Here is a 22984-nt window from a genome sequence, read left to right as displayed (position 1 = left end):
CGTACATATGAGCATCGAGAAGTGGTTCGAGGACTACGACAAGCTGGCGGAGACCGGAGACATCGAGAAATTGGCCGACATGGCGGTCTTCCCCATGAACGTGGTCACGGACGTGCCGGGCGGCTACGCGGCGGCCAAGCAGTGGACCCGAGAGGAGTACGTCGAGGCGATGAAGGAGGCGATGGGCGGCGGCACGGCGGACCTGAACCTCAGGTCGAAGCGCACCCCGCACCACCTGACCGAGAACCTCTGCGTCGTGGAGACCGAGGCCACGATGACGATCGACGGCCAGGAGCAGACCATGCACTACGCGGACCTGCTGGTGCGCACCGAGGACGGCTGGGCGTTCCAGACCATGGTCCAGGGCGGATGGGGTTACGGCTGGGAGCCCGCCAAGCGGGGCTAGGCCCCGAAGCGCTCGCCCACCCGGCGCTCCACCAGCCCCACCAGGGCGTAGAGCGCCCAGGCCACCAGGCACAGCAGCCCCAGCGAGATCATCACCAGCCGGATGTCGTCGTTCTCGGCCGCCTGCCGCTCCAGGTAGCCGAGTCCGGCCTCCGCGCCGATGAACTCTCCGATCACCGCGGCCGTGACCCCGGCCAGCACCCCCAGCCGCAGGCCCAGCGCCACGGCGGGCAGGGCGTACGGCAGGTCGATCTTGACCAGCCGCGCGACGGGACCCAGCCGCAGCAGCCGCACCAGGTCCTCGACGCCCTGCGGGATTCCCCGCAGGCGCATGACCATGTTCACCAGCACGGGATAGAAGGAGACCAGCGCGATCAGAGCGATCTTCGAGCCGATCCCCAGGCCCAGCCACAACACGATCAAGGGGGCGATGGAGATCTTGGGCGTGACCTGAGCCACCACGATGACGGGCATCAGCAGCCGCTCGACCACGGGGACGCGGACGAACACCACCGCGACGACCACCCCTAGCGTGCTGCCCAGCAGGACCCCTTGCACGACCTCCGCAAGGGTCTGCTGGATGTGCAGGGTCAGCGCCCCCTCCCCCGCCAGCGCCAGGGCGTGCGAGGCCACCGCCCCTGGCGTGGGCAGGCGGTAGGCCGGGATGGAGAAGACCACCGCGACCAGCCACCAGAGTGCCACCCCCGCCAGGAGCGAAAGAGCGCCGAGACTAGCCGAGCGCATCCGGCTTCACCACCATGTCGCCCGCCTTGAAGGAGGCGTCGATGAGCTTGTAGCCCACCTGGGCGTCGATCGCCTGCTGCCAGCGGTTCTCGTCGGCGTGGCCGAAACCGTCGGGCGAGTGCCAGAGCGTCTTCACGAAGACGTCCTTCACGATGGCGGTGACCGCCTCCTGCTGCCCGTTGAAGGTCGGCGCGTACTTCTCCACCGCCATGGAGACCGCGGCGGCCGGATCCTTGGAGGCGTATTCGAGCCCCTGGTCGAGGGCGCTGACGAAGGCCTTGACGGTGGCCGGGTCGTCCTTCACCTTCTCCGGGCTGGTCACCACGACGTTGCCGAAGGACGGCAGGAACTCGTCGCTGAGGATCTGGCGCACGTCCACCCCCGCCGACTTGAGCGCGTAGTAGCGCAGCCGCGAGAAGACGATGGCGTCGACCTGCCCGTTCTTCAGCGCGTCCACGATGGCGCCGGTGCCGATCGTGGTCACGTTCACATCCTGCAGGGACAGGCCCGCCTGCTTGAGCATCGCCTGGAGCTGGATGTAGTTGGGGCTGCCGAGGTCGGTCACGGCCACGTTCTTGCCCTTGAGGTCGGCGGGCGTGTTGATGCCGGCCTTCGCGGTCGACAGCAGCGCGCCGATGCCCTGCTGGTAGGTCGTGTGGACGACCTGGGCCTTGACGCCCTTGCCGTACGCGGTGATGACCGAGTCGCCGTTGGGGAAGCCGAAGTCGACGTTGCCCGCGGCCACGTTCTTGACGATGTCGGAGCCCGCGGCGTAGGTGAAGGACACATCGAGCCCGGCCTTGGAGAAGAAGCCCTGCTCCTTGGCGGCGTAGAGGGGCGCGTAGTACGGCACGGCGGCGCCGTCGATCTGGATGGTGACCCGCTTGACGCCGTCGGCCGACTCCGTGGAGGCGGCCGGGCTGCAGCCGGTCACGAGTGCTGCTAACAGGACGAAAAAGATCTTCTTCATCAGATTCTCCTCAGTCTTTCCACGAGCGAGACCAGGCCGAAGCCGGTCAGCCCGACCAGGACCGTGACCAGCACGGCGGCTATGAGCAGTGGGGTGTCGTTGGACGTGTTGCCGAGGATCATCAGGTAGCCGAGCCCCCGCTGCGCCGAGAGATACTCGGCCAGGAAGGCGCCCGTCATCGCGTCGATCACGGCGATCTTGGCTCCGGCCAGCAGCGCGGGAGTCGCCGCCGGGATCTGGATCTTGAACAGATACTGCGCGCGTGACAGGTTCAGCAGCCTGCCCAGCGTGGCCACGTCGGCGGGAACGTCCCTCAGTCCCAGCATCGTGGCGGCCATCATCGGGAAGAACACCAGCAGCAGGATCAGCACGTACTGCGAGGTCAGGCTGAGCCCGAACCAGAGCACGAGCAGCGGCGCCACCGCGATCTTGGGAGCGGCCTGGAGCAGCACGAGATAGGGATTGAGCAGTTCCCGCAACAGCCGCGAGGACCACAGCGCCCAGCCGAGCGCGATCCCGATCAGCGAACCGCCCGCGAAGCCCAGCACGATGTTGCGCGCCGTGTAGAGCAGGTGCGGCCAGAGTGTCCCGTCGCCCACCAGCCCGGCGAGGGCCCCGAGCACCTCCTCGGGCGCGGGGAGCAGGTAGGCGGGCACGTCGGCCAGCCGGACGTACAGGCTCCAGAGCCCGACGATGACGACCGCGTAGCCGAGGGTCCTGAGCAGGCGGCTCATTCCAGCTCCTGCCGCAACATCCCGGCGAACTCCGCGAACTGCGGCAGCCGCCGGGTCGAGGGGTCGCGGTCACGATCCAGCGGAACCCGGTGCACGGCCTTGATCCGTCCGGGTCGCGCCGACATCACCGCCACCCGGTCCGCGAGATAGGTCGCCTCCTCGACGCTGTGCGTGACGAGGATGATCGTCTTGCGGGTGGCCTCCCAGATGCGCAGCAGGTCGTCGTGCAGCCGGTCCCGGGTGATCGCGTCCAGCGCGCCGAAGGGCTCGTCCATCAGCAGGATGCGCGGGTCGTAGGCGAGCGCCCGCGCGATGGCGGCCCGCTGGCGCATCCCTCCGGACAGTTCCTTGGGGAAGGACTGGGCGAAGTCGGCCAGGCCGACCAGGTCCAGTAGATCGCTGACGCGCCGGCGGGCCTCCGGGGAGTTGTCACGCAGGGCTTCCAGCCCCAGCGACACGTTCCGCTCCACCGAACGCCACGGCAGCAGAGCGGGCTCCTGGAAGACGAACCCGATGTCCTTTCCGGGACGCGGAGGTTTTGTCCACATCAGTTCCCCGTCGAAGTCGCCGTCCAGACCGGCGATCATGCGCAGCAGCGTCGACTTGCCGCAGCCCGACGGTCCGATGAGGGCGACGACCTCCCCTTCCGCGACGTCGAGGTCCACGTCCGCCAGCGCCGTGACCTGCTGACCCTTGGCGCCGGTGTAGGTCTTGCCGACCTCACGGACGGACAGGAGTTCACGCACCTCAAAGGCTCCTTGTTTCCAATAATGGAATTTATGCTTCCATCAATGCCGGACGGACGGATTGGGTGTCAAGAGCCTGGAAACGGCTTGACTCGGCATCCTTGGGGCCTTCAAACTCCAAGACCGGAAACAGTTCTTCCGGATCGAGGAGTCGAATGAGTCGCAGCGCCCGCGACCCCTGGCTCGAGGACACGGCCCCCCACCTGCCGGCCCGCCTCGGCGCCCTGCCGCCGGTCTGCCTGCTCCCCGGCGACCCCGCCAGGGTCGACCTGGCCGCCGGCGTGCTCGACGACTTCGAGATCCTGGGCCACAACCGCGAGTTCCGGCTGGGAGCCGGAACCCTGGACGGCGTCCCGATCGCGCTCTGCTCCACCGGGATCGGCGGCCCGTCCGCGGAGATCACCGTGGTCGAGCTGGCCCGCCTGGGAGTGCGCACCGTCCTGCGCACCGGCGGCATGGGGGCCCTGCGCCCGGATCTCGCACCGGGCACGCTCTGCGCGGTCACCGCCGCCGTCCCCGGTGGCGGAGCGGGCGCCTTCTACGCCCCTGGCTCGGTCCGTACGGCGAGCGAGACCGTCCTGGCCTGCCTGCGCACCCAGGCCGAACGGCTGGGCCTGTCCCTGACCGAGGTCGTGGTGGCCTCCATCGACTCGTACTACCTGGGCCAGGGCCGTCCCCTGCCCGGCCACGAGGCCCAGGCGGCCCGCCGGCTCCAGGAGCTCCAGGCCCTGGGCGTCGACGGCGTCGACATGGAGACGGAGACCGTCCTGGCCGTGGCGGGCTCACTCGGCCTGCGGACGGGAGCGCTCCTGGTCGCCCACGCCAACCGCGCGACCGACGCCTGGCTCGAGGATTACGAGCCCGCCCAGCTCGACATGCTGAAGCTTGCGGTCCACACCGCGAAGTACACGGCAGGGTGATCAAAGAGCCTAAACTGGCCCTACCCGGGACCCGGGTGGGCGCGTAATCGGGGACGCGACCAAGGGAAGCAGCGGAAAACGGGGATAGCCACGCATGCAAGTTCTCAGCCGAGCCCTGAACGTCCTCAAGAAGCTGTCTGTGACACCTCAGGGGATGACCCTCCAGGAACTGCACGAAGAGCTGGAGATCCCGATCGGGAGCATGCACCGCCTGCTCGCCGCCCTGGTCGAGGAGCAGTACATCACCCGCTCCCCGCACAACCGCCGCTACTTCCTGGGATCGGCCGCGGCCGAGCTGGTCGGGGCGCCCGCGGCGCACAGCTCCCTGGTCCCCGCCCCCGAGTTGCTGGTGCGGGCGAACAAGGAGAGCGGTGAGACCGTCTTCCTGACCTCGCTCACGGGTTCTCGCATCGTGTGCATCTCGATCGTGGAGGCGACCCACCCGCTGCGGCTGTTCGTCCAGCTGGGCCAGGAGATGCCCTGGCACGCCGCGGCCGCCGCCCGGAGCGTGCTGGCGTATCTGCCGCAGGAGACCATCGACGGCATCGTGTCCGGCCTGGAGTTCAACGCCTACACCCCCGGCACGCCGAAGACGCCCGAGGAGGTGCGAGCCCACCTGGCCGAGATCCGCTCCCGCGGCTACGACGTCTGCGAGAACGAGCTCGACGAGAACGTGTGGGCTGTGGCCGCCCCGGTGTTCACGAGCACGGGAGTCGTGGTGGCGAGCGTGACGCTGGCCGCCGCCGGGCACCGGATGCGTGATCCGATCCGCCGGGTGCAGGCCACGGAGATCGTGCTGCGCACGGCGCGGGCGATGTCGGAGGAACTCGGCCACGAGAGTCAGGTGTAGTCGTCCAGGCCCAGCCGCCGGGCCCGGCCTGTCTGCCAGAGGTAGGCGAGCCACGCCACCAGGGCCCAGCCGAGCCCGATGACGACCTCCCACACCAGCGACGGGAGCCAGGGTCGGCCCGCCAGCGCCGACCGCACGGCGTCGAGGCCGTGCCGTACGGGAAGCACCGCCCCCACCGCGTCCAGGACGGGTAGGCGTCCGGGCGGGACGAGCGCGCCGGAACAGGCGATGACCAGCCAGGTGGCCGCATTGCCCGCGAAGACGTCGGCGCGGCGGCCCACCACCTGCGCGACCACGGCCAGGCCCAGAGCGGTGGTGCTGAACAGCATGACCGCGTAGATCGGCAGGACGGGCAGGACCGTCAGCGCCAGGCCGCTGACCGGGCCCACGACGGCCCAGACCAGGAGGACGGCCAGCCCGCCGTGCACGATCAACGGCAGCGAGCGGAGCGCGAACACCAGCGGGATGTGGACCTCGCCGAGCCGCAGCCGGGAGTAGGTCCCGTTCCACTTGTCGGCCATCGGGACATCGGCCACGCCCACCACCGTGAAGGCCAGCATGGTGATGGCCAGGGCCCCGGCGAACGCGTGCTCCTCCAGACCGAGCACCCGGCCGAGCAGCGTGAAGAACAGGCCCTGGAGCAGCACCCGCGGCCAGACCGCGGTGACCGTGATCGACCAGGGCTCCGAGGCGCGGAAGAGCAGGCGGCCGAGCCGTACGACCTCAAGATAGATCAAGGGTGCCTTCCTTCCTCGCCAGGACGGTCACCCGCTGGAAGGCGAAGGCCCCCAGGACGAAATAGACCACGGTCAGCGCTCCTGCCAGGCCGAGCGCGGCGAAGTCGGGTGTGCCGCGCGCCGCTCCGGCCAGGAACTCCTGCACCCATCGCAGGTTGATCACCCAGCTCAGCGGCCGCGTCCAGCCGGGCAGCATGGAGACAGGGATGAGCAGCCCGGACAGCAGGGTCACAGGAGCCACGGCCAGCGCCGACAGCTGCGGGCCGTACCTCGACAGCAGGAACAGGCAGCTCAGCAGGAATCCCGCCGCCGTCCCCGTCACCGCCACCAGCGCCAGCCCAACGCCGAACCAGAACGGCAGGGCGATCGCCATGGACCGGCCGGACAGCAGGACGAAGGCGGCGACGGTCACGGAGATCACCGCGAGGATCAGCAGGCTCGCTCCCGTGGTCTTGCCCAGAAGCACCAGCCGCGGGTCGCGCACGCCGAGCATGGTGGGGGCGAGCGTGCCCTCCATCTTCTCCCTGCGCAGGATGCCCGCCCCGCTCCAGACCGTCGACCCCCAGAAGCTCATCAGCATGACCGCGGTCACCGTCTCGGTCGCCGGGACCTTCGACAGCACGATCAGCAGGTAGACGACGGGTTGCAGCACCCCGAGCAACACGAGGAACTGCCAGGAGGCCCGCATGAGCGCCATCTGGTGCCGCATCGCCGCGAAGAAGATCATGCCGTGGCCAGCTTGGTGAACGCGTCCTCCAGCCGGACCTCACGGACGGACAGGTCGCTCACCTCGTACCCCGCGAGCTCATGGCCCAGCTCGGCGAAGACCGAGGCGTCCCACTCGCGGACGCGGAGGGTCAGCTCCCAGGTGTCGCCGTCCACGGCCACGGCGGCATCACGCGGAACGGGATGCGGGCCGCGTCCGCGGACCACGACCAGGGCCGCGTAGCCCGCGAGCCCGGTGAACGACGCCAGCGGCAGGTCCTCGGTGATACGCCCGCCCTGCAACAGCAGCACCCGGTCGGCCAGCTGCTCGACGTCGAGCAGCAGATGGCTGGTGAGCAGCACGGTCAGCCCGGAGCCGCGCAGGTCGCGGACGGTGTCCCTGAGCCGCTGGGCTTCGATCACGTCCAGGCCCACGGTCGGTTCGTCCAGGAGCAGCACCTGGGGTGAGGCGATGAAGCCGACCGCGAGATGCAGCCGCTGCCGCATGCCCTTGGAGTAGGTCTGGACCGGCCGGTCGGCCGCCGCCCCCAGGCCGACCCTTTCCAGGGCGGAGTCCACGCGGGCACGCAGGCCGCGGCGGCCCAGCCCGGCCAGCATCGCGAAGAAGCGCAGGTTGTCGCGGCCGCTGAGCCGCCCGTAGAGCCCGCCGTCGCCGCCGAACACCACACCGGTCGCCGCGCGGCAGGCCTTCGCCTCGCCCGCGACGTCATGCCCCATGATCTGGGCACTCCCCCCGCTGGGCAGCAGCAGCGTGGAAAGTATCTTGGTCAGCGTGGTCTTGCCCGCCCCGTTGACCCCGAGCAGGGCGACCACCTCACCCGGCGCCACCTCGAACGACACGTCGTCCAGCGCCCGCACTCCGCCGAAGGACCTGCTCAGGCCCTTCACCACGATCGACACACGTCCTCCACAGCCGGGTGGCGGGCCCGCAGACCCGCCACCCACAGACCGACCTACATCGGGTCCGCGTCGCAGTACTCGTCCTCGACGATCTCCCACTGGTTCGTCATGTCCTTCACCTCCTCACGTCTCCGTCGACGACGCCGGCGGCGTCGCCACGCCTGATCGGACCAGGCCCTCCACGCAGGAGGTGACCTGGTCGGCCTGGATGTCGCCGTATCCGGCGGCCCGGAGCTCGGCGGCGATCGCCTCGGGCGCCCGCCCGTCGAGCCTGATCCACACGGCGGCGACCAGCTCGGTGACCCGCATGCTCTTGCCAGGTCCCGACAGCGCCCAGCGGTCCGCGAATCGCTGCAGGCCGAAGGCGGGATCGCGCAAGGGCCGTCCCGTGTGACCGACGCCGAGCGGCGGCAGCGACTCCAGCGGCTTGTCCCATCCGTGGACCAGGGACCAGCCGTTCAGCGCGGCCGCGGCGTGCAACCTGGCCCCCACGTCGGGGGTCTGCTGGTTCAGCAGCCCCCACAACTCGGGGGTGAGCAGGCCGGCGCGGCCCAGCCGGCGCAGCAGGAACCGGTCCATGGCGTAGATGTCGCCGGTGCCCGCGAGGGCGACCTCCAGGGCCGCCTTCAGCGCCAGCAGCGCGGCGTGCGAAGCCCCGTAGGGATCGTCGAAGGCGAGCATGCCCGCCGCGTCCTCGGCGTTCCTCGCCACCTTGTGCATGAAGTTGGCCATGACGACCTGCCTGGCCACCTCGCCGTCGCAGCGGGCCAGCAGGTCGGAGCACTCCGCGTCGGCCAGCAGGACGGTGCCGCTCGCGAGCCTGACGAAATTCCACAACTGCTCGAACGTCAGCGTGGACTGCGCCCGCGAGGCCGCCGTCGCGACGTAGGCCTCCGACAGCGACACGTACTCCAGCAGCACCGCTCTGGACACCGGCGTCAGCTGCACCTCGACCCCGTCGTGGACGAACGTGCGGCGCGGCAGCGAGGCCCCCTCACGCAGCACCACGTGCACGTCGGTGTCGGAGTAGGCGTGACCGAGGCCTGCCGCCCTGCTCCCGGAGAGAACCGCGACGCCGAACACCTCGGTGCCGCCCAGCGACTCCAGGACCGCCCTGACGGCGGCCACCTGCTGGGGGTCGTGCGTGCCGAGCTTCATGCCACACCTACCGGGACATCGGAGAACGAGGTGGTCGGGGCGCCGCTCTCCACGAGGGCGGCGTGCGCGTTCTTGAGGCAGAGGCTGGGATGCCACTCCACGTCGGAGCCCACCCCCGTCATCCGCCCGAGCAGGTCTTCCAGACCCATCCGGATCACCCCGCCGACACCCAGCGACGTACGGCCCAGCGTGAGGGTCACCTCGCGCGTGGCGGGGTTCATGCGGCCCCAGGCGACGCTCTCCACGTGGAGCCCGGCCGGCGCAGCCGCGGACTCGCCGGGTTCGAGCAGCAGCCTGGCCAGCCGCGGCACGGGAGTCTCCCCGTGCCAGGGGGCCAGCGCGTGCCCGGTGGAGACCCGGCCTGACAGGGCCGCGTACTTCCGGGAGGTCAGCACGCCCACGACGGTGCCCCGCCGTACCAGGTCGACGGGGCCCGAGGCCGAGCCCTCGTCGTCGGCGCCGGAGCCGAGGCCCAGGTCGCGTGCCGACAGCAGGTCCGTCCCGATGCGCTGCTCCAGCGAGCGGAAGGACTTCACGTAGTTGTCGGCCTCGACCAGGTGCCCGACGGCCTCGTGCAGCAGGACGCCGGAGGCGGCGGGCGAGAAGCTCACGGCGCCGTGGAAGCCGGGGAAGTCGGGTGCGGCGGCGAGGTCGGCCGCCCGCGCGGACGCGGTGGCGAAGGCCCCGGCGACCGCATCGGGCGTGATCCCGGCCAGCCCTTCGGCGGAGAGCACCGCAGAACGTCCCTGCCGCCCGAGCGGCACGGTCGCCTTGTCGCCCACGATCGCGCTGACGCGCGCGTGGCCGCGCCCGTTGCGCCGGCAGGACTCCACGATCGCCCGCCGGCCGCACGCGCGGGCCACCCGCACCAGCTCGTGCGCCCTGGCGATCTCGGCCGCGAGCGGATCCACCCAGTCTTCGCGCCGAGCGCCGTGCAGCAGCAGGTCGGCGTCCCGGTCCAGGTCCGCGAGGCTGGACCCCACGACGGTCCCGTACGGCCCGGCGTCCACGACATATTGCGCCCTGGTCGTGGCACCGGCGTCGTCACCCAGCTGGAAGCGCAGGTGGAAGGCATACCCGGCCTCCACCGGCGAGGTCAGGAGCCCGCCCGAGTAGACGGGGAGATCAGCCACGGCCGAGGCTCTTCATGAACTGCTGCACCCGGCCCTCGTCGACCGGGTTCGCCGCCAGGCCGTCGACCTTGAAGTAGCTGCCCACGATGAACCCGTCTGCATGGTCGCGGACCCGGCCCACGTTGTCCGGCGTGACCCCGCTGCCCACGTAGACCGGGCCCTTCGTGCGGGAGCGCGCGGCGATCAGATCCTCCGGCGCGGTCTCCAGCCCGGTCAGCTCTCCGGAGACGATGATCCCGTCCGCGAGCCCGGTCAGATCCCGCACCTCGGTGGCCAGGTCCGGGTAGGCGAACGGCTGCGAGTGCTTCACCCCCGCGTCGGCCAGCACCGCCACGTCCGCCTGGAGCGTGCGGCGCAGACGCATGGTCTCGTGGCTGCTGCCCGTCAGCATGCCCTGGGCCGCCAGCACGGCGCCCGCGTGCACGTTGACCCGGACGAACCGCGCCCCGGCCGCGACCGCCACCGCCACCGCGGCGTGCGCGTCGTTGCGCAGCACCGCCACCCCGACCGGCACGCTGGAGGACCGCACGATCTCCCGGGTGACGCCCGCCATCATCGCGACCGTCTCGGCAGGTACGGCCTGCGGGTAGAACGGCAGGTCACCCGCGTTCTCCACGAGCAGGGCATCCGCGCCCTCCCGCAGGAAGACCTCGGCCTCACGCAGGGCCCGCTCGTAGATGGCGTCGACGTCACCGCCGTAGCGCGGCGAGCCCGGCGTGGGCAACAGGTGGATACAGGCGATGACCGCCTTGTCGGGGAGGTTCACGACATCTCCGCCGTGACTTCGAGGGCGGCGGCGACCCGGTCCGGGGCGTCCAGGATGCGGCGGCCCACCACCAGCAGGCTGGATCCGGCCGCCACCGCCTCGGCGTGCGTGCCGGTGCGGCGGTGGTCGTCGTCGCTCTGGCCGGGCGAGCGGGCGCCGGGGGTGACGAAGAAGAAGTCCTCCGGCACGACGCCGCGCACCAGCGGGATCTCCGGCGGCGCGCAGACCATGCCGTCGAGTCCCGCCTTGGCGGCCAGGGCGGCGCGGCTGCGCAGCTCGTCCTCGATCGAACCCGGCACGTTGAGCTCGTCGTTGAGCACCTGCTGGTCGACGCTGGTCAGCAAGGTGACGCCCACCAGCTTCGGACGCTCGGTCCCCAGCTCAGCGGCCTCGGCGTCGGCGGCGGCCACGGCGGTGCGCATCATCTCGATGCCGCCCGCGGTGTGCATGGTCACCAGGTGCACGCCCAGGCGGGTGACCGCGCGGGCGTATCCGGCCAGGGTGTTGGGGATGTCGTGCAGCTTCAGGTCGAGGAAGACCTTCACGTCCCTGTCGAGGATCTCGCGGACCAGTTCGGGGCCGTGGAGGGTGAAGGCGGAGTTCACCTTGAACCAGCCCACGTGCTCCTTCAGCTCGTCGACCAGGGCGAGGATCTCGTCGCGGTCGGACATGTCGAGGGCTAGGCAGAGCCTGTCGTCGGCGGGCATCTCAGTTCTCCAGCGGTGACGGGGTGAGCAGGCGGCGGAAGATCTCGGTCGCGGCGTCGAGCTCGGCCAGCGGCACGCCCTCTTCCCAGGCGTGCGAGAAGCGGGCGTCGCCTGGGCCGAAGACCAGGGCGGCGTCCGCGAAGGTGGCCAGGACGCCGGCTTCGCTGCCGTAGGAGAAGCCCTCGGGCTCGCAGCGGCCGGCGACCTCGCGGACGTGGCCGAGGAACTCGGCGACGAGGGGGGTGTCGACGTCGGCCGCGTTGGGCGGGGAGACGAAGGTCAGCTCGTCCATGACGAAGTCGACATCGGTCAGGGCGCGCAGGTCGCGGTCGACCTGCCGCGCGAAGGCCCATCCGGCGGCCTCTGCCGGAGCGGCCTCTGCCGGAGCCTCTGCCCGTGCGGCCTCTGCCCGTGCGGCCTCTGCCCGTGCGGCTTCCGGCAAGCCCGCTTCTGGCAGCGCGGCTCCTGAAGGCGCCGGGCGCGGCGTCGCGGGTTCCGGGAGGAAACGCCCGTCGAACCACACGATCACCTCGCGGGCGGCAAGGTTCATGCCGCCGTCGCTCTGGATGCGGGTGACCGTCATGGTCGGCGCCCCGAGCATCGCGGCGGCCGGTCCCTCCGCGTAGCGCCGGTTGAGCACCCCCACCGCCTCGACCAGTCGGGCGGCCTCGGTGATCGCTGTCTTCTCTGTCGGATAGGCGGCGTGGGCGGCGGGCCCGCTCACCCGCCACGAGCCGCGCACGATGCCCTTCTGCGCCACGACCGGGACGAGGTTGCTCGGCTCCCCGGTGATCGCCAGCGTCGGCGCGACCTCCAGCGCCGCCAGGGCTTTGACGCCCAGCATCAGGCATTCCTCGTCGAGGGTCGCCACCAGGTAGGTCTCACGGCGGTGCGGGGAGCGTGCGGCCGTCAGGAAGGCGGTGGTCATGGCCGCCAGCACGCCCTTGGCGTCGGCGCTGCCCCGGCCGTAGAGCATGCCGTCCTCGACGACGGCCCGGTAGCCGGCGTGGGGTCCGCCGGCCGGGTAGGTGTCCATGTGGCCGGTCAGCATGACGATCGCGTCGTCCGCCGCGCCCGCGCGGTCGATCCTGGCGACCACGTTGCAGCGGCCGTCCTTGACCTCCTGCAGTTCGACGGCGACGCCCTCGTCCCGCAGGTGGCCGGCCAGGAAGGCGGCGACCGCGCGCTCGTCGTCCTGCGGGGCGGCGCCCGGCAGCAGCGGGTTGACGCTCGGGATGCCGACCAGGCCGGACAGGAGTTCAGCCGCGCTCAGCATCGCTGCCCGCAGGGTCGCTCGTGGCCTCGGCGTCGCGGCCCATGTGGTCGATCATGGCCTTGGTGACCTCGTCGCGGCCCATCGTGCCGTCGATCACGGTGAGCTCGTCGCCCAGGCGTTCGTACGTCCCGGTGATCGACTCGATCCGCGCGGTCGTCTTCTCCTCGTGCTTCAGCCGGTCGCCGTCGCGGACACGCAGCCGCTGGACCAGGTCCTCGGCGGGCAGGCGCAGGTAGAAGGCGTGGTCGGGGCGCGGGACTCCTTCGTTGATCGTGATCAGGAAGTCGAGGTCCACGCCCCGGTGCACGAAGACACCGAAGGTGGCGTAGACGTAGCGGTCGCAGAGCACGACCGCTCCCCTGGCCAGCGCGGGGTCCACGACCTCCATGACGTGCCGCCTGCGGTCGGCCGCCGACAGCAGGGCGAGCACGTGCGCGGTCTCGGCCGAGCCGCCCTGGTCGTGGAAGACCTGGACCTCGGAGAGTTCGCGGTACCAGTCGGTGGGCTGCCTGGTTTCCACCACCTCGCGGCCCTGGGCGCGGAAGTGGTCGCCCAGGCGCTCGATCTGGGTGGTCTTGCCGGAGCCGTCGAAACCGACCACGGAAATCAGCAGGCCGCGATCGTGATGCTCGGGGCGGAAAACCCGCTCGACACTCATCTTTTCTGTTCCCTGATGCAGTCGTGAATGGCGAGGCCGGTTTCCGAGAAAATCTCCGCGGCATGCGGCGAAATCAATTCGAGGTCGATTTCGTGACGCTCCGAGGTTTCCTTCAACGGCTCCGCGAAATCGGCGCGCTCCGCGTCGGTCAGCAGGTCACCGGCGAGCAGCGCGGTATAAACCTGGCATTCCATGGACTCGGTGTAGAGGCCGTGGAAGGCGTCATAGAGAGCGCGCGGGTCGTCGCCGCCGACGTAGTCGGAGAGAGGGGCCTCCGGGTCGCCGGTGAAGAAGTCGCCGCGGCTCAGGGTGGCCTCGCTGAAGAGCACGTGGCCGCCCTGGTGGGTGAGCTGCTCGACGAAGAAGGCGGGCCCGGCGGCGGCCGGGGTGTTGAGGAAGATCATGCCGTGCATGCCGAGGGCGGCGAAGGATTCGGCGTCCGGGTGGCGGAAGAGCAGCACCGCCCTGAGCGACTCGGTCAGCGCCTCGTGGAAGACCGGGCGCACCGCCGCGATCAGCTCCAGGGCTCGCCGCAGCGCGGGCAGGTGGGCGGCGGGGTCCTCGGTCAGGCTGAGCTCCTCCGGGCGGTCCAGGTTGTCCGCCAGGAAGGCCGACAGGATCTGGTCCAGGCCGGTGACCAGCTCGATCGTCGTGCCAGGCACGAAGGTCGCGTCGTGGGGGCCGTGCAGCAACCGGGTGAGGGTCGCGCGGTCGATGCCGCCCTGGGCGAGCTGGGTGTAGAGGCGGGGCTCGAAGTAGGCGGCCGTCTGCGCCGGCGCCACGTCGGGCTCGGCTTCGTGGGACAGCACCCGCATCGCCTCGGCCAGTTCGGCCCGGCCTTCGCGCCGCCGGTCCCCGAGGATCTCGTCGAGGAGCATGTTCTTCTCTCTCACTTCCGGACCACGGCGGCCGGCCTCGCGCGGCGGCCGCCGTGATCGTGTCGGACTACTTGCCGCCGTTCTGGCAGCCACGCTTGACGGCGCCAGTGGACAGCTGGCGAAGAACGTCGGCGGAAATCTTCTTCATTGCAAACCTCCCATCGGATCTTCTCGGTCAGCCACCATTGAACAGAGCGCCGTTTAATCGCGTCAACGGTGTGCAATTGCAGGTGGCAGAATTTCCGTCTGGCGCGAAACCCGTTCGGACGGGGTGGCGTGTTTCGGAAAGGTGGGGCCTGTTGTTTCCACTCCCGCGGAGTGCGGAGCGCGAAACAATTCGTTAATCCAATGCCTCGTCCGGATCGTGGGTCGGCTCGCCGGCGCGCAGGGTGGCGACCACCCGGACACCGAAGCTCCGCCCGGCGAACGGGGTGTTGGCGCTCCTGCCGTAGAGGGTGACGGGGGCGTCCGCGCCGGGGTCCACGAGGCAGAGGTGGGCGGGCTCTCCGACCGCGATGGGCCGGCCGTGGCGCTCGCCGATCCCGGCCAGCCTGGCGGGTTCGGTGGACATGACGCGGGCGACCTGTTCCCAGGACGGACCGTCGCCGGGCGGCCAGAAGCTCCGCATGGCCTCGACCACCACGGGCAGCGCGGTTTCCAGGCCGATCACTCCGAAGGGCGCCTGCGGCCAGGGCAGGGCCTTCCTGTCCGCCGGGTGCGGCGCATGGTCGGTGGCGACCACGTCGATGATCCCCTCCGCCAGCGCCTCCCGGAGCGCCCGGACGTCGTCAGGCGCCCTGAGCGGCGGGTTCATCTTGTATCGCGGATCCCGTCCGGCCGCGTCCGCCTCCGTCAGCGTCAGGTGGTGCGGCGTGACCTCGGCGGTGACCGGCAGCCCCCGGCTCTTGGCCCAGCGCAGCACCTCGACGCTCGCCCGGGTCGAGACGTGGCAGATGTGCAACCGGGCGCCGCTGTCCGAGGCGAGCAGCACGTCACGGGCGACGATCACCGCTTCCGCCAGGGCGGGCCACTCCTGCACGTCCAGCACGACCCCGGTGCGGTCGAGCGCCCGGGTGTCGCCTCCCGCCAGCACCGGGTCCTGGGCATGCTGGGCCACCAGCAGCCCTGACCGGCCCGCGCGTCGCAGTGCCGTACGCATCAGGGCGGGGTCGGCCAGGCACCGGCCGTCGTCGGAGAAGACCCGCACGCCCTCCTCCGCCATCGGTTCCATGTCGACCAGCGAGGTCCCGGCCAGACCGTGGGTGATGGCGGAGACCGGGTGCACGTCCGCGTGTGCCTCGGCCGCCAGGACCCGTCTGACCAGGGCGGGAGTGTCGATCACCGGGGCGGTGTTGGCCATCGCCACCACCGCCGTGTAGCCGCCTGCGGCGGCGGCGCGGGTGCCGGTCAGGATGGTCTCGGCCTCCTCACCGCCCGGTTCGCGCAGGTGGGTGTGGAGGTCCACGAAGCCAGGGAGTAGGACGAGGGGTCCAGGGGTGGCGGCCGGGGTGATCGAGGTGATGATCCCGCCCTCGATCAGCACGTCCATGGGGGCGGCGCCGTACGGTCTGACTCCGCGCAGGAGACGGCGGGTCATCGCGGTGCCGGGCGGTAGCGGAAGACCGGGCCGTCGGCGCAGACGAGCGGGGCCTCCGCCTGGGCGGTGCGGGCGCCGGTGGAGCAGCCGTGGCAGTAGCCCAGGCCGCAGGCCATCGGCGCTTCCAGCGCGATCTGCACCTCGGCGGTGTGGGCGTGGTCGGCGGCCAGTTGCTCCAGGCGCGCGGAGCCGCAGGCGGTCACGTAGGTGGGGACGAAGTCGAGGTTCCTGAGGTGTTCCGGGTCGCTGGTCCCGCTCTCGTCGTCCACCCGGAGCACCGGCACCCCTGCCTCCTCCAGTTCTTCGGTGCCGACGACGGCCTGCGGGGTGCGGCCGCTGGCCACGACCAGGACCTCCCATCCCGCCGCGTGCAGTTCGCGGCCCAGCAGGCTCAGCGAACAGATCCCGATGCCCCGGCTGAGCAGCAGCGCCCGTCCGGGCGTGGCGGGCGGGGCGAACGGGCGGCCGAGCGGTCCGAGGGTGCCGACGGTGGCGCCGGGCTCCAGGGCGGCCATCTCGCGGGTGCCGATCCCGACGACGCCGTAGACGATGTCGATCGTGCCCGTCTCCGGGTCGGCGTCGTGCACGGCCATCGGGCGGGGCAGCGCCAGGGCGGGTGAGCTGAGCGTCAGCATGACGAACTGGCCCGGCCTGGCGCGTTCCGCCGCGAGGGGAGCGGCCAGCCGCAGCCGGTGGTAGCGGTCGGCCAGGTGCACGTTGCTCAGTACCGGGGCGTCGATCCAGGTCGGCTGCGCCTCCTCGCTCGCCGGTAGCACGTCCATGAAGCCAGTGGTGATCATGAGGTTCCTTCGTCGGAGAGCCGGAGCAGCGCGCTCAGCAGGATGTCCACGCCGGTGGCCAGTTCCTCCGGCGAGGTCCACTCCTCCGGCACGTGGCTGACGCCCGACCGGCTGGGCACGAAGAGCATCCCGGCTGGAATGATCTTGTTGACGATCTGCGCGTCGTGACTCGCCCCACTGGTCATCACCCGGTACTCGGCCCCGTGCGCGGCGGCGGCGCCGGCGAGCACGTCGCGGATCCACAGGGGCAGCACGACCGGCGACGAGTCGCCGATCAGGCGGTAGTCGAGCCGCACGCCCCGGTCGTCGCCTGCCGCCTGCGCGTGCCTGACGATCTCGGCCGCGGTACGGCGCTGCCGGTCGCTGTCCACGTCGCGCACGTCGAGCGAGAGGGAGACCTGGCCGGGGATGGTCGTGACGGAGCCCGGGCTGACGCGTAACTCGCCCACGGTGGCCCGGGTGCCCCGGTGGCGGGCGTCACCGGCGACGGCGTCGGCCGCGAGCACCACCTGGGCCGCGGCCACCAGGGCGTCCGAGCGGCCCGCCATCGGCGTGGCTCCCGTGTGGGACGGCCGGCCGGTCAGGTCGAGGCGCAGCCGGGTCGAGCCCGAGACGGTGTCCACGACCCCGATCGGCAGTCCGGCACGTTCCAAGACGTCGCCCTGCTCGACGTGGAGTTCGACGAAGGCGGCCCAGTCCCGCGGGTCCCAGCGGGCCTCACCCACCCTCGCGGGGTCCAGGCCGACGCCGCGCATCGCCTCGGCGACGCTGACGCCGTCGGCGTCCCTGAGCTGTTCCAGGTCGTGCGGGGTGTGGAGGCCGGCGGCCAGGCGGCTGCCCAGGCAGGCAAGGCCGAAGCGGGCTCCTTCCTCCGCGGCGAAGGCGACGAAGCGCAGAGGACGGCGATGCCGCAGGCCACTGCGGGGGTCGGCCAGGACGGTGGCGACCTCCATGGCCGCGACGACCCCCGCGATGCCGTCGAACCGGCCGCCGCGGGGCACGCTGTCGAGATGGGAGCCGGTGCCCAGGGCGGGCAGGTCGTCGGTCCCCGGCCGCTCCGCGATGGTGTTGCCCGCGGCGTCGGTGCGGACATCGAGGCCCAGGGCGCTCATGTGCTCGGCGAAGACCCGGTGGGCCTGGCGTTCGAGCGGGGTGTAGGCCAGGCGGGTGACGCCCTGACCGTCCTCGCTGATCGTCGCGAGGCGATCGATCAGCGAGGCTAACCGCGCCGGATCGGCATATTTCATGACAGCTCCACGGCCGCGATGACGTTTCGAGAAGGCTGCAGCGCGAGTCCGGCCAGCACGGTCTCCGCCCCCGTCGCCGCCGACAGCGCGGCGGCTGACGCGCCCGTGGAGACCACGGCGGCGACCAGCACCGCCCGCTCACCCGGGAACAGATCACCCATCGGGGTGTCGCCCAGCACGGCGAAGGGCACCCCCGTCTCCAGCGCCAGCGCCGCCGCCAGCGGCAGACTGCCGGGCGAGCACACCAGCCGGTCCGTGCCGGGCGGGACGTGGGCGGCCAGCGACGACGCCATACGCCGCAGGATCGACGGCCTGGTCAGCATGGCCGACAACTCCAGGCGCCCGCCCTGCCGTACGACCGCGTTGACCACGTCCTGGCGGAGCTCGGCCCGGCGCACCTCGACGCTCTGCACGTCGAGAGGGGTCTCGACGGGGAAGGTCACAGCGTCACCCTCCTCAGTGGGGCCGTGCCCGGTTCCATCTCCGGCAGGTCGTCCCAGACGACCACCGGGGCGGCCTGCACGTAGCCGAGGTCCTCCGACATACGCTGCGCCGCGCGCAGCACCAGGTCACGGAAGACCTCGCGCTGCTCGGGGCGCTCGGATCTGTGGGAGGGAGTCGCCAGCGTGACGCTGGCGTAGACGCGTCCCGTGGACGTGCGGATGGGCGCGGAGACCGCCCACACCCCACGGTCGAGTTCGTCGTCGCAGGTGTCGTAGCCGCGCTGCCTGATCAACGCCAGCCGCTCGGTGACGTCGGCCAGCGTGGCGGGCGTGTCCTCGGTGAACGGCGTCAGCGACCTCGACTCCAGCAGCTGGAGCGTGGCCTGGTCCTCCAGGAAGGCGAGGATGGCTCGCGCGGAGGCGGCGGCGTGCAGCGGCATCTCCTGGCCGATCCTGACGAACAGGCGCAGCGGATGCAGGCCCTCGACCAGCGCGGTGCAGACCGCCCGGTCGCCGAAGATCTCGGTCAGGAAGGCGGTCTCCGCCGACTGCTCCACCAGCGCGCCCAGCTCGGGATGCGGCGTGACCAGTGACGGGTTGCGTCCCCTGCCCCGCTCGGTGAGCCCTCGCGCCTCCACACCCAGGAAGTAGCGCCGGTTGGTGGGCGAACGGCTGACGAAATGTTGCTCCTCCAGGACCGCGAGCAGCCGGTGCATGCTGCCCAGCGGGATCTCCAGCTCCAGGACGAGTTCCTGCAGGGTCATGCCCTCCTTGGCGGCGGAGATGGCCTTGAGGACGTTGAGCGCTCTGACGATCACCTGCATCTTGCGCACACTCCGTTCTACGCGGTGGCCAGGGTGCCGACGAGATCGTCGACGTCGTGCGCGCCGAGCCGGTCGAGCAGTTCCGGAAGGGCCTCGACGATCTCGGACATCACGGTGGGCCGGGTGAAGTTGGCGGTGCCGACCTGCACCGCCCTGGCCCCGGCGACCAGGAACTCCGCGGCGTCCCGCACGGAGGCGATCCCGCCACACCCGATCACCGGGATCCTTACGGCACGCGACGCCTGCATGACCAGGCGCAGCGCCAGCGGCTTGATGGCCGGGCCCGACATGCCCCCGGTGACGTTGCCGAGCACCGGGCGGCGGGTGTCGAGATCGACCGCGAGACCGACGAAGGTGTTGGCCACCGTCAGCGCCTCGGCCCCCGCGTTCTCGGCCGCGTGCGCGATGTCGGCGACGGAGGTCACGTTCGGGGTCATCTTGACGATGACCGGCCGGTCGCCGCCCCTGTCCCTGACCCCTCGCGTGATGGCCTCGATGGCGCGCGGGTCGGTGCCGATGTCGAGTCCGCCGTGTTCCAGGTTGGGGCAGGAGACGTTGACCTCGAAGGCGGCGAACTCCTCGTCGGCCAGCCCGGCCGCGACCTCCAGGTAGTCGCGGACGGCCAGCCCGCCGATGCTGACGATGACCTTGGGCCCGAGCGCCCGGTAGGCGGGCAGGGTCGTGGCGCGAAATCCGGCCAGGCCAGGGCTGGGGATGCCGACCGCGTTGAGCATGCCGGCGCGGGTCTCGGCCAGCCGCGATGCGGGATTGCCCGAACGCAGGTCGCTGAAGACGGTCTTCGTCACCACGGCGCCGAGCCGGTCCATCGACGTCACCGTACGTAACTCGGGGCCGAAACAGCCGGAGGCCGGCATCACCGGGCTGCACAGGTCAAGGCGGCCCAGACGCACCGCGGTTCTCCGCATATTCGCAACTCCAGAAACATGCTTTCCATAATCCGTAAGCCCCGATCACGAGAATCGGGGCTTACAGTCCTACCAGGATTTGCGGCCTATTCTTGGAAATGGAAAAAGGTCCTCACGCCTTTTCATCCGCCGCTGTCAGGGTCGTTCCGCCCCCTGCCGCGTAGGCCTCCAGAACAGGCGTGGTGACCAGGCTCGCCGCCGCCACCGGCAGGCCGTGGCGGTGACGCACGAGCCCGAGAAGGGCGTTCAGTTCCTTGCCGGTGCGGAAGGCGTCGGCGAGCAGCACCACACGCGCGCCCTCCGGCAGGCGCGTGGTGAATTCGAGCACTCCCGACTCCTCGACGGCGGCCACGCAGCTCACGCCCAGGGCGCGGGCCACGACGTGGCCCAGGACGGCGTCCTCCGCGCCGTCCCACAAGGCGAGCACGTCAGGCTCGAGGCCGGCGATCCTGGCCGCCAGCGCCCTGCCCGCCTCCTCGACGGCGGCCGGGTGGGTCAGCACGTCGGCCTTCTCCTGGCCCCGCAGGAGCGTGGCGAGAGCTTCTTCAACCTGTGTCGGCATGGACGTCGTCCTCCTTCAGGTCGGCGGCGGGCCACCGTCGCCGGTCGTCCGAATAGCCGAGTTCGGCGGCGATCACCGCCGCCGTCTCGATCGTGAGATCCCTGATCCCGGCTCTGACGGCGGGCTCGGCCACCTGCGAGGCGTGCCCGGCCACCGTGATGGTGGCGGTCAGGTTCCTGGCTCCGTCCCTGACCGGGGCGGAGAGGGTCCAGATGCCCGACTCCCACTCGTCGAAGCCGACGCCGTACCCGTGTCTCCTGGTCTCTTCCAGATGGGTCCAGATCGCTTCGACCGTGGCCGGGGTCCTGGTGGTGTAGCGGGTGAACTCCCAGCCGCTGAGCAGGCGCCACACTTCGTGCCTGTCCAGGTCGAGCAGGAGCGTGCGCGCGGCGGACGAGGCGTGCCATGGCAGCCTCGCCCCGACCTGCGCGCTGGTGGAGGCGCCCGCGCCGCGCACGCCCAGCGGATCGAGCCTGGCCGTGCAGACCGCCCGGCCGGCGTGGTTCTCCGTGACCACCACGGGGTGCCCGGCGGCTCTGGCGAGCTCTCGCAGGTGGTCGTAGGCGACGCCGAGAAGCGTGTGCCGCCCGGCCTGGCCGAATCCGGCGGTGGTGGCCGCCGGTCCGATGAAGTAGCGCCGGTTGCTCGGCGACCTGGCGACGAACCCCTCCTCCTCCAGCGTGGGCAGAAGGCGGTGCACGCTCGCGATCGGCGCCGAGATGGCCGTGGACAGATCCTGCAGGGTCAGACCGCACTCCACCCGGGCGAGCGCGCCCATGACCTGGAGTGCGCGGACAAGCGGTTGCACCAAGCCCTCCTAGTCGGCCAGTGCGGCGCCCTTACGCTCGGGGATGAGCAGCATGGCGGCCATTTCCAGGACGTACAGGGCGGCGAGTGCGCCGATCGCGATGGCGAATCCGTGTTCCGTGGCGACCAGCGCGACCACCACAGGAGCGAAGGCGCCGACGCCCCTGCCCAGGTTGAACAGCACGTTCTGCGCCAGCGACCTGATCTGCGTGCGGTAGCTCTCGGCCATCAGCGCGCCGAGACCGCCGAGCATGCCGTTGACGAAGAAGCCCATCACCGCGCCGCCGAACAGGAGCGCGATCTCGTTGCTGAGCTGGCTGTAGACGAGCAGGCTGACCACGGCGCCCGCCTGGTAGGCCCAGAAGGTGGGCCTACGGCCGAACCTGTCGGCGAACTGGCCGAACAGGAAGATGCCCGCCATCATGCCGACGACGGTGACGGCGGTCCACAGGCTCGACTTGGTCAGCCCGAGCTGCAGCGAGTCGCTCAGGTAGGTGGGCAGCCAGGTCATCACGCCGTAGTAGCCGAAGTTCTGCACCGAGCAGAGAACCAGGATGCCGATCGTGGCCATCGCCGTGGTCCGATCGGCGAACAGCATCTTGAGCTGGGCGCCGAAGCTGGGTTTCGGTTCCGTGCTGGCCCGCTGGAAGATCTCGGGCTCGCCGATGCGCTTGCGCACCACGAAGGCGATGACCGCGGGGACGGCGCCGATGGCGAACAGGCCGCGCCAGCCGAACTGCGAGATGGCCCAGGGCGAGACGAACGCGGCGGCGAGCACGCCGACCTGCCAGCCGATGCCGACCAGTGCGGTGGCCCTGGCCCTCTTGGCCGCCGGCCACGCCTCGGCCGCCAGCGTCATGCCGATGCCGAATTCGCCGCCCAGGCCCATGCCCGCGACGAAGCGCAGGACCGCGAGGGTCTCCAGATTGGGTGATAGCGCGCACAATCCGGTGAAGACGGCGAACAGGATGATCGACCAGGCCAGCATCTTGGCCCGGCCGAACCGGTCGGCCAGCACCCCGAACAGGACGCCGCCGACGACGGCTCCCCAGAGGGTGACGGAGGTGAGGGCGCCCGCTTCGGCCTTGGTCACACCGAAGCTCTGGGCGATCGCCAGCATGCCGAAGCTGAGGATCAGGAGGTCGAAGCCGTCCATGGCGTAACCGGAGGCGGAGGCGAAAATCGCGCGCTTCGCATATCCGTCGGACGGGTTCTTGGGCGTTAAGGAGGGGCTGAGAACGGGGCTGTCTGACATGACCACGCGTCCAGAAAGAAGGGGGGTGGATTTCCAGGTTTCCGCTTTACGGAAACATCACTTCCATAACCGGAAGGAGTATTGCAGTCAGTGTTTTCAGCAGTCAAGAGAGCGCACACTCACAACAGAGAGTCACCGAAGTGAAGACGGACGGGCCTCAGGCACACGTCGAAGGGCTCGGTGCGGCAGATGGCGGCACGGAGAGAAGAAGCCAT

At 70.8% G+C, this 22984-nt stretch carries 26 protein-coding genes; 3 read left to right on the top strand and 23 right to left on the bottom strand.

The genetic code is table 11. The features are described 5' to 3' along the window. Window positions 1–7 precede the first annotated feature (7 nt). Complete coding sequence (locus ACIBH1_RS26175; RefSeq protein WP_397316552.1) at window positions 8–406, top strand: nuclear transport factor 2 family protein; 399 nt, start codon at window positions 8–10, stop codon at window positions 404–406. Here the strand turns inward: ACIBH1_RS26175 and ACIBH1_RS26170 are convergent. The 4 genes from ACIBH1_RS26170 to ACIBH1_RS26155 are packed head-to-tail and all read right to left on the bottom strand — an operon-like array spanning window position 403 to window position 3599. Next, complete coding sequence (locus ACIBH1_RS26170) at window positions 403–1149, bottom strand: ABC transporter permease (protein WP_397316551.1); 747 nt, start codon at window positions 1147–1149, stop codon at window positions 403–405. The two genes, ACIBH1_RS26175 and ACIBH1_RS26170, sit on opposite strands and share 4 nt — an antisense overlap. Beyond that, window positions 1136–2119 carry an ABC transporter substrate-binding protein gene (locus tag ACIBH1_RS26165; protein ID WP_397316550.1) on the bottom strand — a complete coding sequence of 328 codons (984 nt, stop codon included), beginning with the start codon at window positions 2117–2119 and terminating at the stop codon, window positions 1136–1138. The genes ACIBH1_RS26170 and ACIBH1_RS26165 overlap by 14 nt, the downstream gene beginning before the upstream one ends. Beyond that, a complete protein-coding gene (locus ACIBH1_RS26160) occupies window positions 2119–2853 on the bottom strand; it encodes an ABC transporter permease (RefSeq protein WP_397316549.1) in 735 nt (244 codons plus the stop codon). Before ACIBH1_RS26160 ends, ACIBH1_RS26165 begins: the two co-directional genes overlap by 1 nt. Further along, window positions 2850–3599: an ABC transporter ATP-binding protein gene (locus ACIBH1_RS26155; protein ID WP_397316548.1), complete on the bottom strand. Its 750-nt coding sequence runs from the start codon at window positions 3597–3599 to the stop codon at window positions 2850–2852. Before ACIBH1_RS26155 ends, ACIBH1_RS26160 begins: the two co-directional genes overlap by 4 nt. A 155-nt stretch (window positions 3600–3754) precedes the next feature. On the opposite strand from ACIBH1_RS26155, the gene ACIBH1_RS26150 reads away from it, so the two are divergent. Both ACIBH1_RS26150 and ACIBH1_RS26145 read left to right on the top strand, forming a co-directional pair. Continuing rightward, window positions 3755–4519 (top strand): nucleoside phosphorylase, encoded by a 765-nt coding sequence (locus ACIBH1_RS26150; RefSeq protein ID WP_397316547.1) that lies wholly within the window; start codon window positions 3755–3757, stop codon window positions 4517–4519. Window positions 4520–4613: 94 nt separating this feature from the next. Beyond that, window positions 4614–5369, top strand: a complete 756-nt coding sequence (locus ACIBH1_RS26145) for an IclR family transcriptional regulator (RefSeq protein WP_397316546.1) — start codon at window positions 4614–4616, stop codon at window positions 5367–5369. Here the strand turns inward: ACIBH1_RS26145 and ACIBH1_RS26140 are convergent. From ACIBH1_RS26140 to ACIBH1_RS26050, 19 genes are all read right to left on the bottom strand, one after another. After that, window positions 5360–6106 carry an ABC transporter permease gene (locus ACIBH1_RS26140; protein ID WP_397316545.1) on the bottom strand — a complete coding sequence of 249 codons (747 nt, stop codon included), beginning with the start codon at window positions 6104–6106 and terminating at the stop codon, window positions 5360–5362. The two genes, ACIBH1_RS26145 and ACIBH1_RS26140, sit on opposite strands and share 10 nt — an antisense overlap. Continuing rightward, the gene (locus tag ACIBH1_RS26135) at window positions 6093–6833 is read right to left on the bottom strand and encodes an ABC transporter permease (protein ID WP_397316544.1); all 741 of its coding nucleotides are present in this window, start codon (window positions 6831–6833) and stop codon (window positions 6093–6095) included. The genes ACIBH1_RS26140 and ACIBH1_RS26135 overlap by 14 nt, the downstream gene beginning before the upstream one ends. Next, window positions 6830–7732, bottom strand: coding sequence for an ABC transporter ATP-binding protein (locus tag ACIBH1_RS26130; protein WP_397316543.1), 903 nt, complete (start codon window positions 7730–7732; stop codon window positions 6830–6832). Before ACIBH1_RS26130 ends, ACIBH1_RS26135 begins: the two co-directional genes overlap by 4 nt. A 123-nt stretch (window positions 7733–7855) precedes the next feature. After that, entirely contained in the window at window positions 7856–8890 is a 1035-nt protein-coding gene (locus ACIBH1_RS26125; RefSeq protein ID WP_397316542.1) for a hypothetical protein, read from the bottom strand. Continuing rightward, a complete protein-coding gene (locus ACIBH1_RS26120) occupies window positions 8887–10023 on the bottom strand; it encodes a metallopeptidase TldD-related protein (RefSeq protein WP_397316541.1) in 1137 nt (378 codons plus the stop codon). The genes ACIBH1_RS26125 and ACIBH1_RS26120 overlap by 4 nt, the downstream gene beginning before the upstream one ends. Next, window positions 10016–10789, bottom strand: coding sequence for a BtpA/SgcQ family protein (locus ACIBH1_RS26115; protein ID WP_397316540.1), 774 nt, complete (start codon window positions 10787–10789; stop codon window positions 10016–10018). Before ACIBH1_RS26115 ends, ACIBH1_RS26120 begins: the two co-directional genes overlap by 8 nt. Next, window positions 10786–11496 carry an orotidine-5'-phosphate decarboxylase gene (gene pyrF, locus ACIBH1_RS26110; RefSeq protein WP_397316539.1) on the bottom strand — a complete coding sequence of 237 codons (711 nt, stop codon included), beginning with the start codon at window positions 11494–11496 and terminating at the stop codon, window positions 10786–10788. Before pyrF ends, ACIBH1_RS26115 begins: the two co-directional genes overlap by 4 nt. A 1-nt stretch (window position 11497) precedes the next feature. Continuing rightward, complete coding sequence (locus tag ACIBH1_RS26105) at window positions 11498–12772, bottom strand: M20 family metallopeptidase (RefSeq protein WP_397316538.1); 1275 nt, start codon at window positions 12770–12772, stop codon at window positions 11498–11500. Next, window positions 12756–13430, bottom strand: a complete 675-nt coding sequence (tmk, locus tag ACIBH1_RS26100) for a dTMP kinase (RefSeq protein WP_397316537.1) — start codon at window positions 13428–13430, stop codon at window positions 12756–12758. The genes ACIBH1_RS26105 and tmk overlap by 17 nt, the downstream gene beginning before the upstream one ends. After that, window positions 13427–14323, bottom strand: coding sequence for a hypothetical protein (locus ACIBH1_RS26095; protein WP_397316536.1), 897 nt, complete (start codon window positions 14321–14323; stop codon window positions 13427–13429). Before ACIBH1_RS26095 ends, tmk begins: the two co-directional genes overlap by 4 nt. Before the next feature lie 325 nt (window positions 14324–14648). After that, window positions 14649–15905 (bottom strand): dihydroorotase, encoded by a 1257-nt coding sequence (locus tag ACIBH1_RS26090; RefSeq protein ID WP_397316535.1) that lies wholly within the window; start codon window positions 15903–15905, stop codon window positions 14649–14651. Further along, window positions 15902–16705, bottom strand: a complete 804-nt coding sequence (locus ACIBH1_RS26085) for a hypothetical protein (RefSeq protein WP_397316534.1) — start codon at window positions 16703–16705, stop codon at window positions 15902–15904. Before ACIBH1_RS26085 ends, ACIBH1_RS26090 begins: the two co-directional genes overlap by 4 nt. Then, window positions 16702–17952: a Zn-dependent hydrolase gene (locus ACIBH1_RS26080; RefSeq protein WP_397316533.1), complete on the bottom strand. Its 1251-nt coding sequence runs from the start codon at window positions 17950–17952 to the stop codon at window positions 16702–16704. Before ACIBH1_RS26080 ends, ACIBH1_RS26085 begins: the two co-directional genes overlap by 4 nt. Then, a complete protein-coding gene (locus tag ACIBH1_RS26075) occupies window positions 17949–18395 on the bottom strand; it encodes a hypothetical protein (RefSeq protein WP_397316532.1) in 447 nt (148 codons plus the stop codon). Before ACIBH1_RS26075 ends, ACIBH1_RS26080 begins: the two co-directional genes overlap by 4 nt. Beyond that, on the bottom strand, window positions 18392–19219 hold the full coding sequence (locus ACIBH1_RS26070; protein ID WP_397316779.1) for an IclR family transcriptional regulator: 828 nt from the start codon (window positions 19217–19219) through the stop codon (window positions 18392–18394). Before ACIBH1_RS26070 ends, ACIBH1_RS26075 begins: the two co-directional genes overlap by 4 nt. A 17-nt stretch (window positions 19220–19236) precedes the next feature. Further along, window positions 19237–20145, bottom strand: a complete 909-nt coding sequence (locus ACIBH1_RS26065; protein WP_397316531.1) for a dihydroorotate dehydrogenase — start codon at window positions 20143–20145, stop codon at window positions 19237–19239. A gap of 112 nt (window positions 20146–20257) precedes the next feature. Then, window positions 20258–20707, bottom strand: a complete 450-nt coding sequence (locus ACIBH1_RS26060; protein ID WP_397316530.1) for a hypothetical protein — start codon at window positions 20705–20707, stop codon at window positions 20258–20260. Beyond that, window positions 20691–21515, bottom strand: coding sequence for an IclR family transcriptional regulator (locus ACIBH1_RS26055; RefSeq protein WP_397316529.1), 825 nt, complete (start codon window positions 21513–21515; stop codon window positions 20691–20693). Before ACIBH1_RS26055 ends, ACIBH1_RS26060 begins: the two co-directional genes overlap by 17 nt. Window positions 21516–21524: 9 nt before the next feature. Further along, window positions 21525–22769: an MFS transporter gene (locus ACIBH1_RS26050; protein WP_397316528.1), complete on the bottom strand. Its 1245-nt coding sequence runs from the start codon at window positions 22767–22769 to the stop codon at window positions 21525–21527. Window positions 22770–22984 lie beyond the last annotated feature (215 nt).

The organism is Nonomuraea sp. NPDC050663 (assembly GCF_044456985.1).
Classification (GTDB): Bacteria; Actinomycetota; Actinomycetes; order Streptosporangiales; family Streptosporangiaceae; genus Nonomuraea.
Note: the sequence above shows the minus strand (reverse complement) of the source record. Positions and strands in the feature narration are given on the sequence as shown.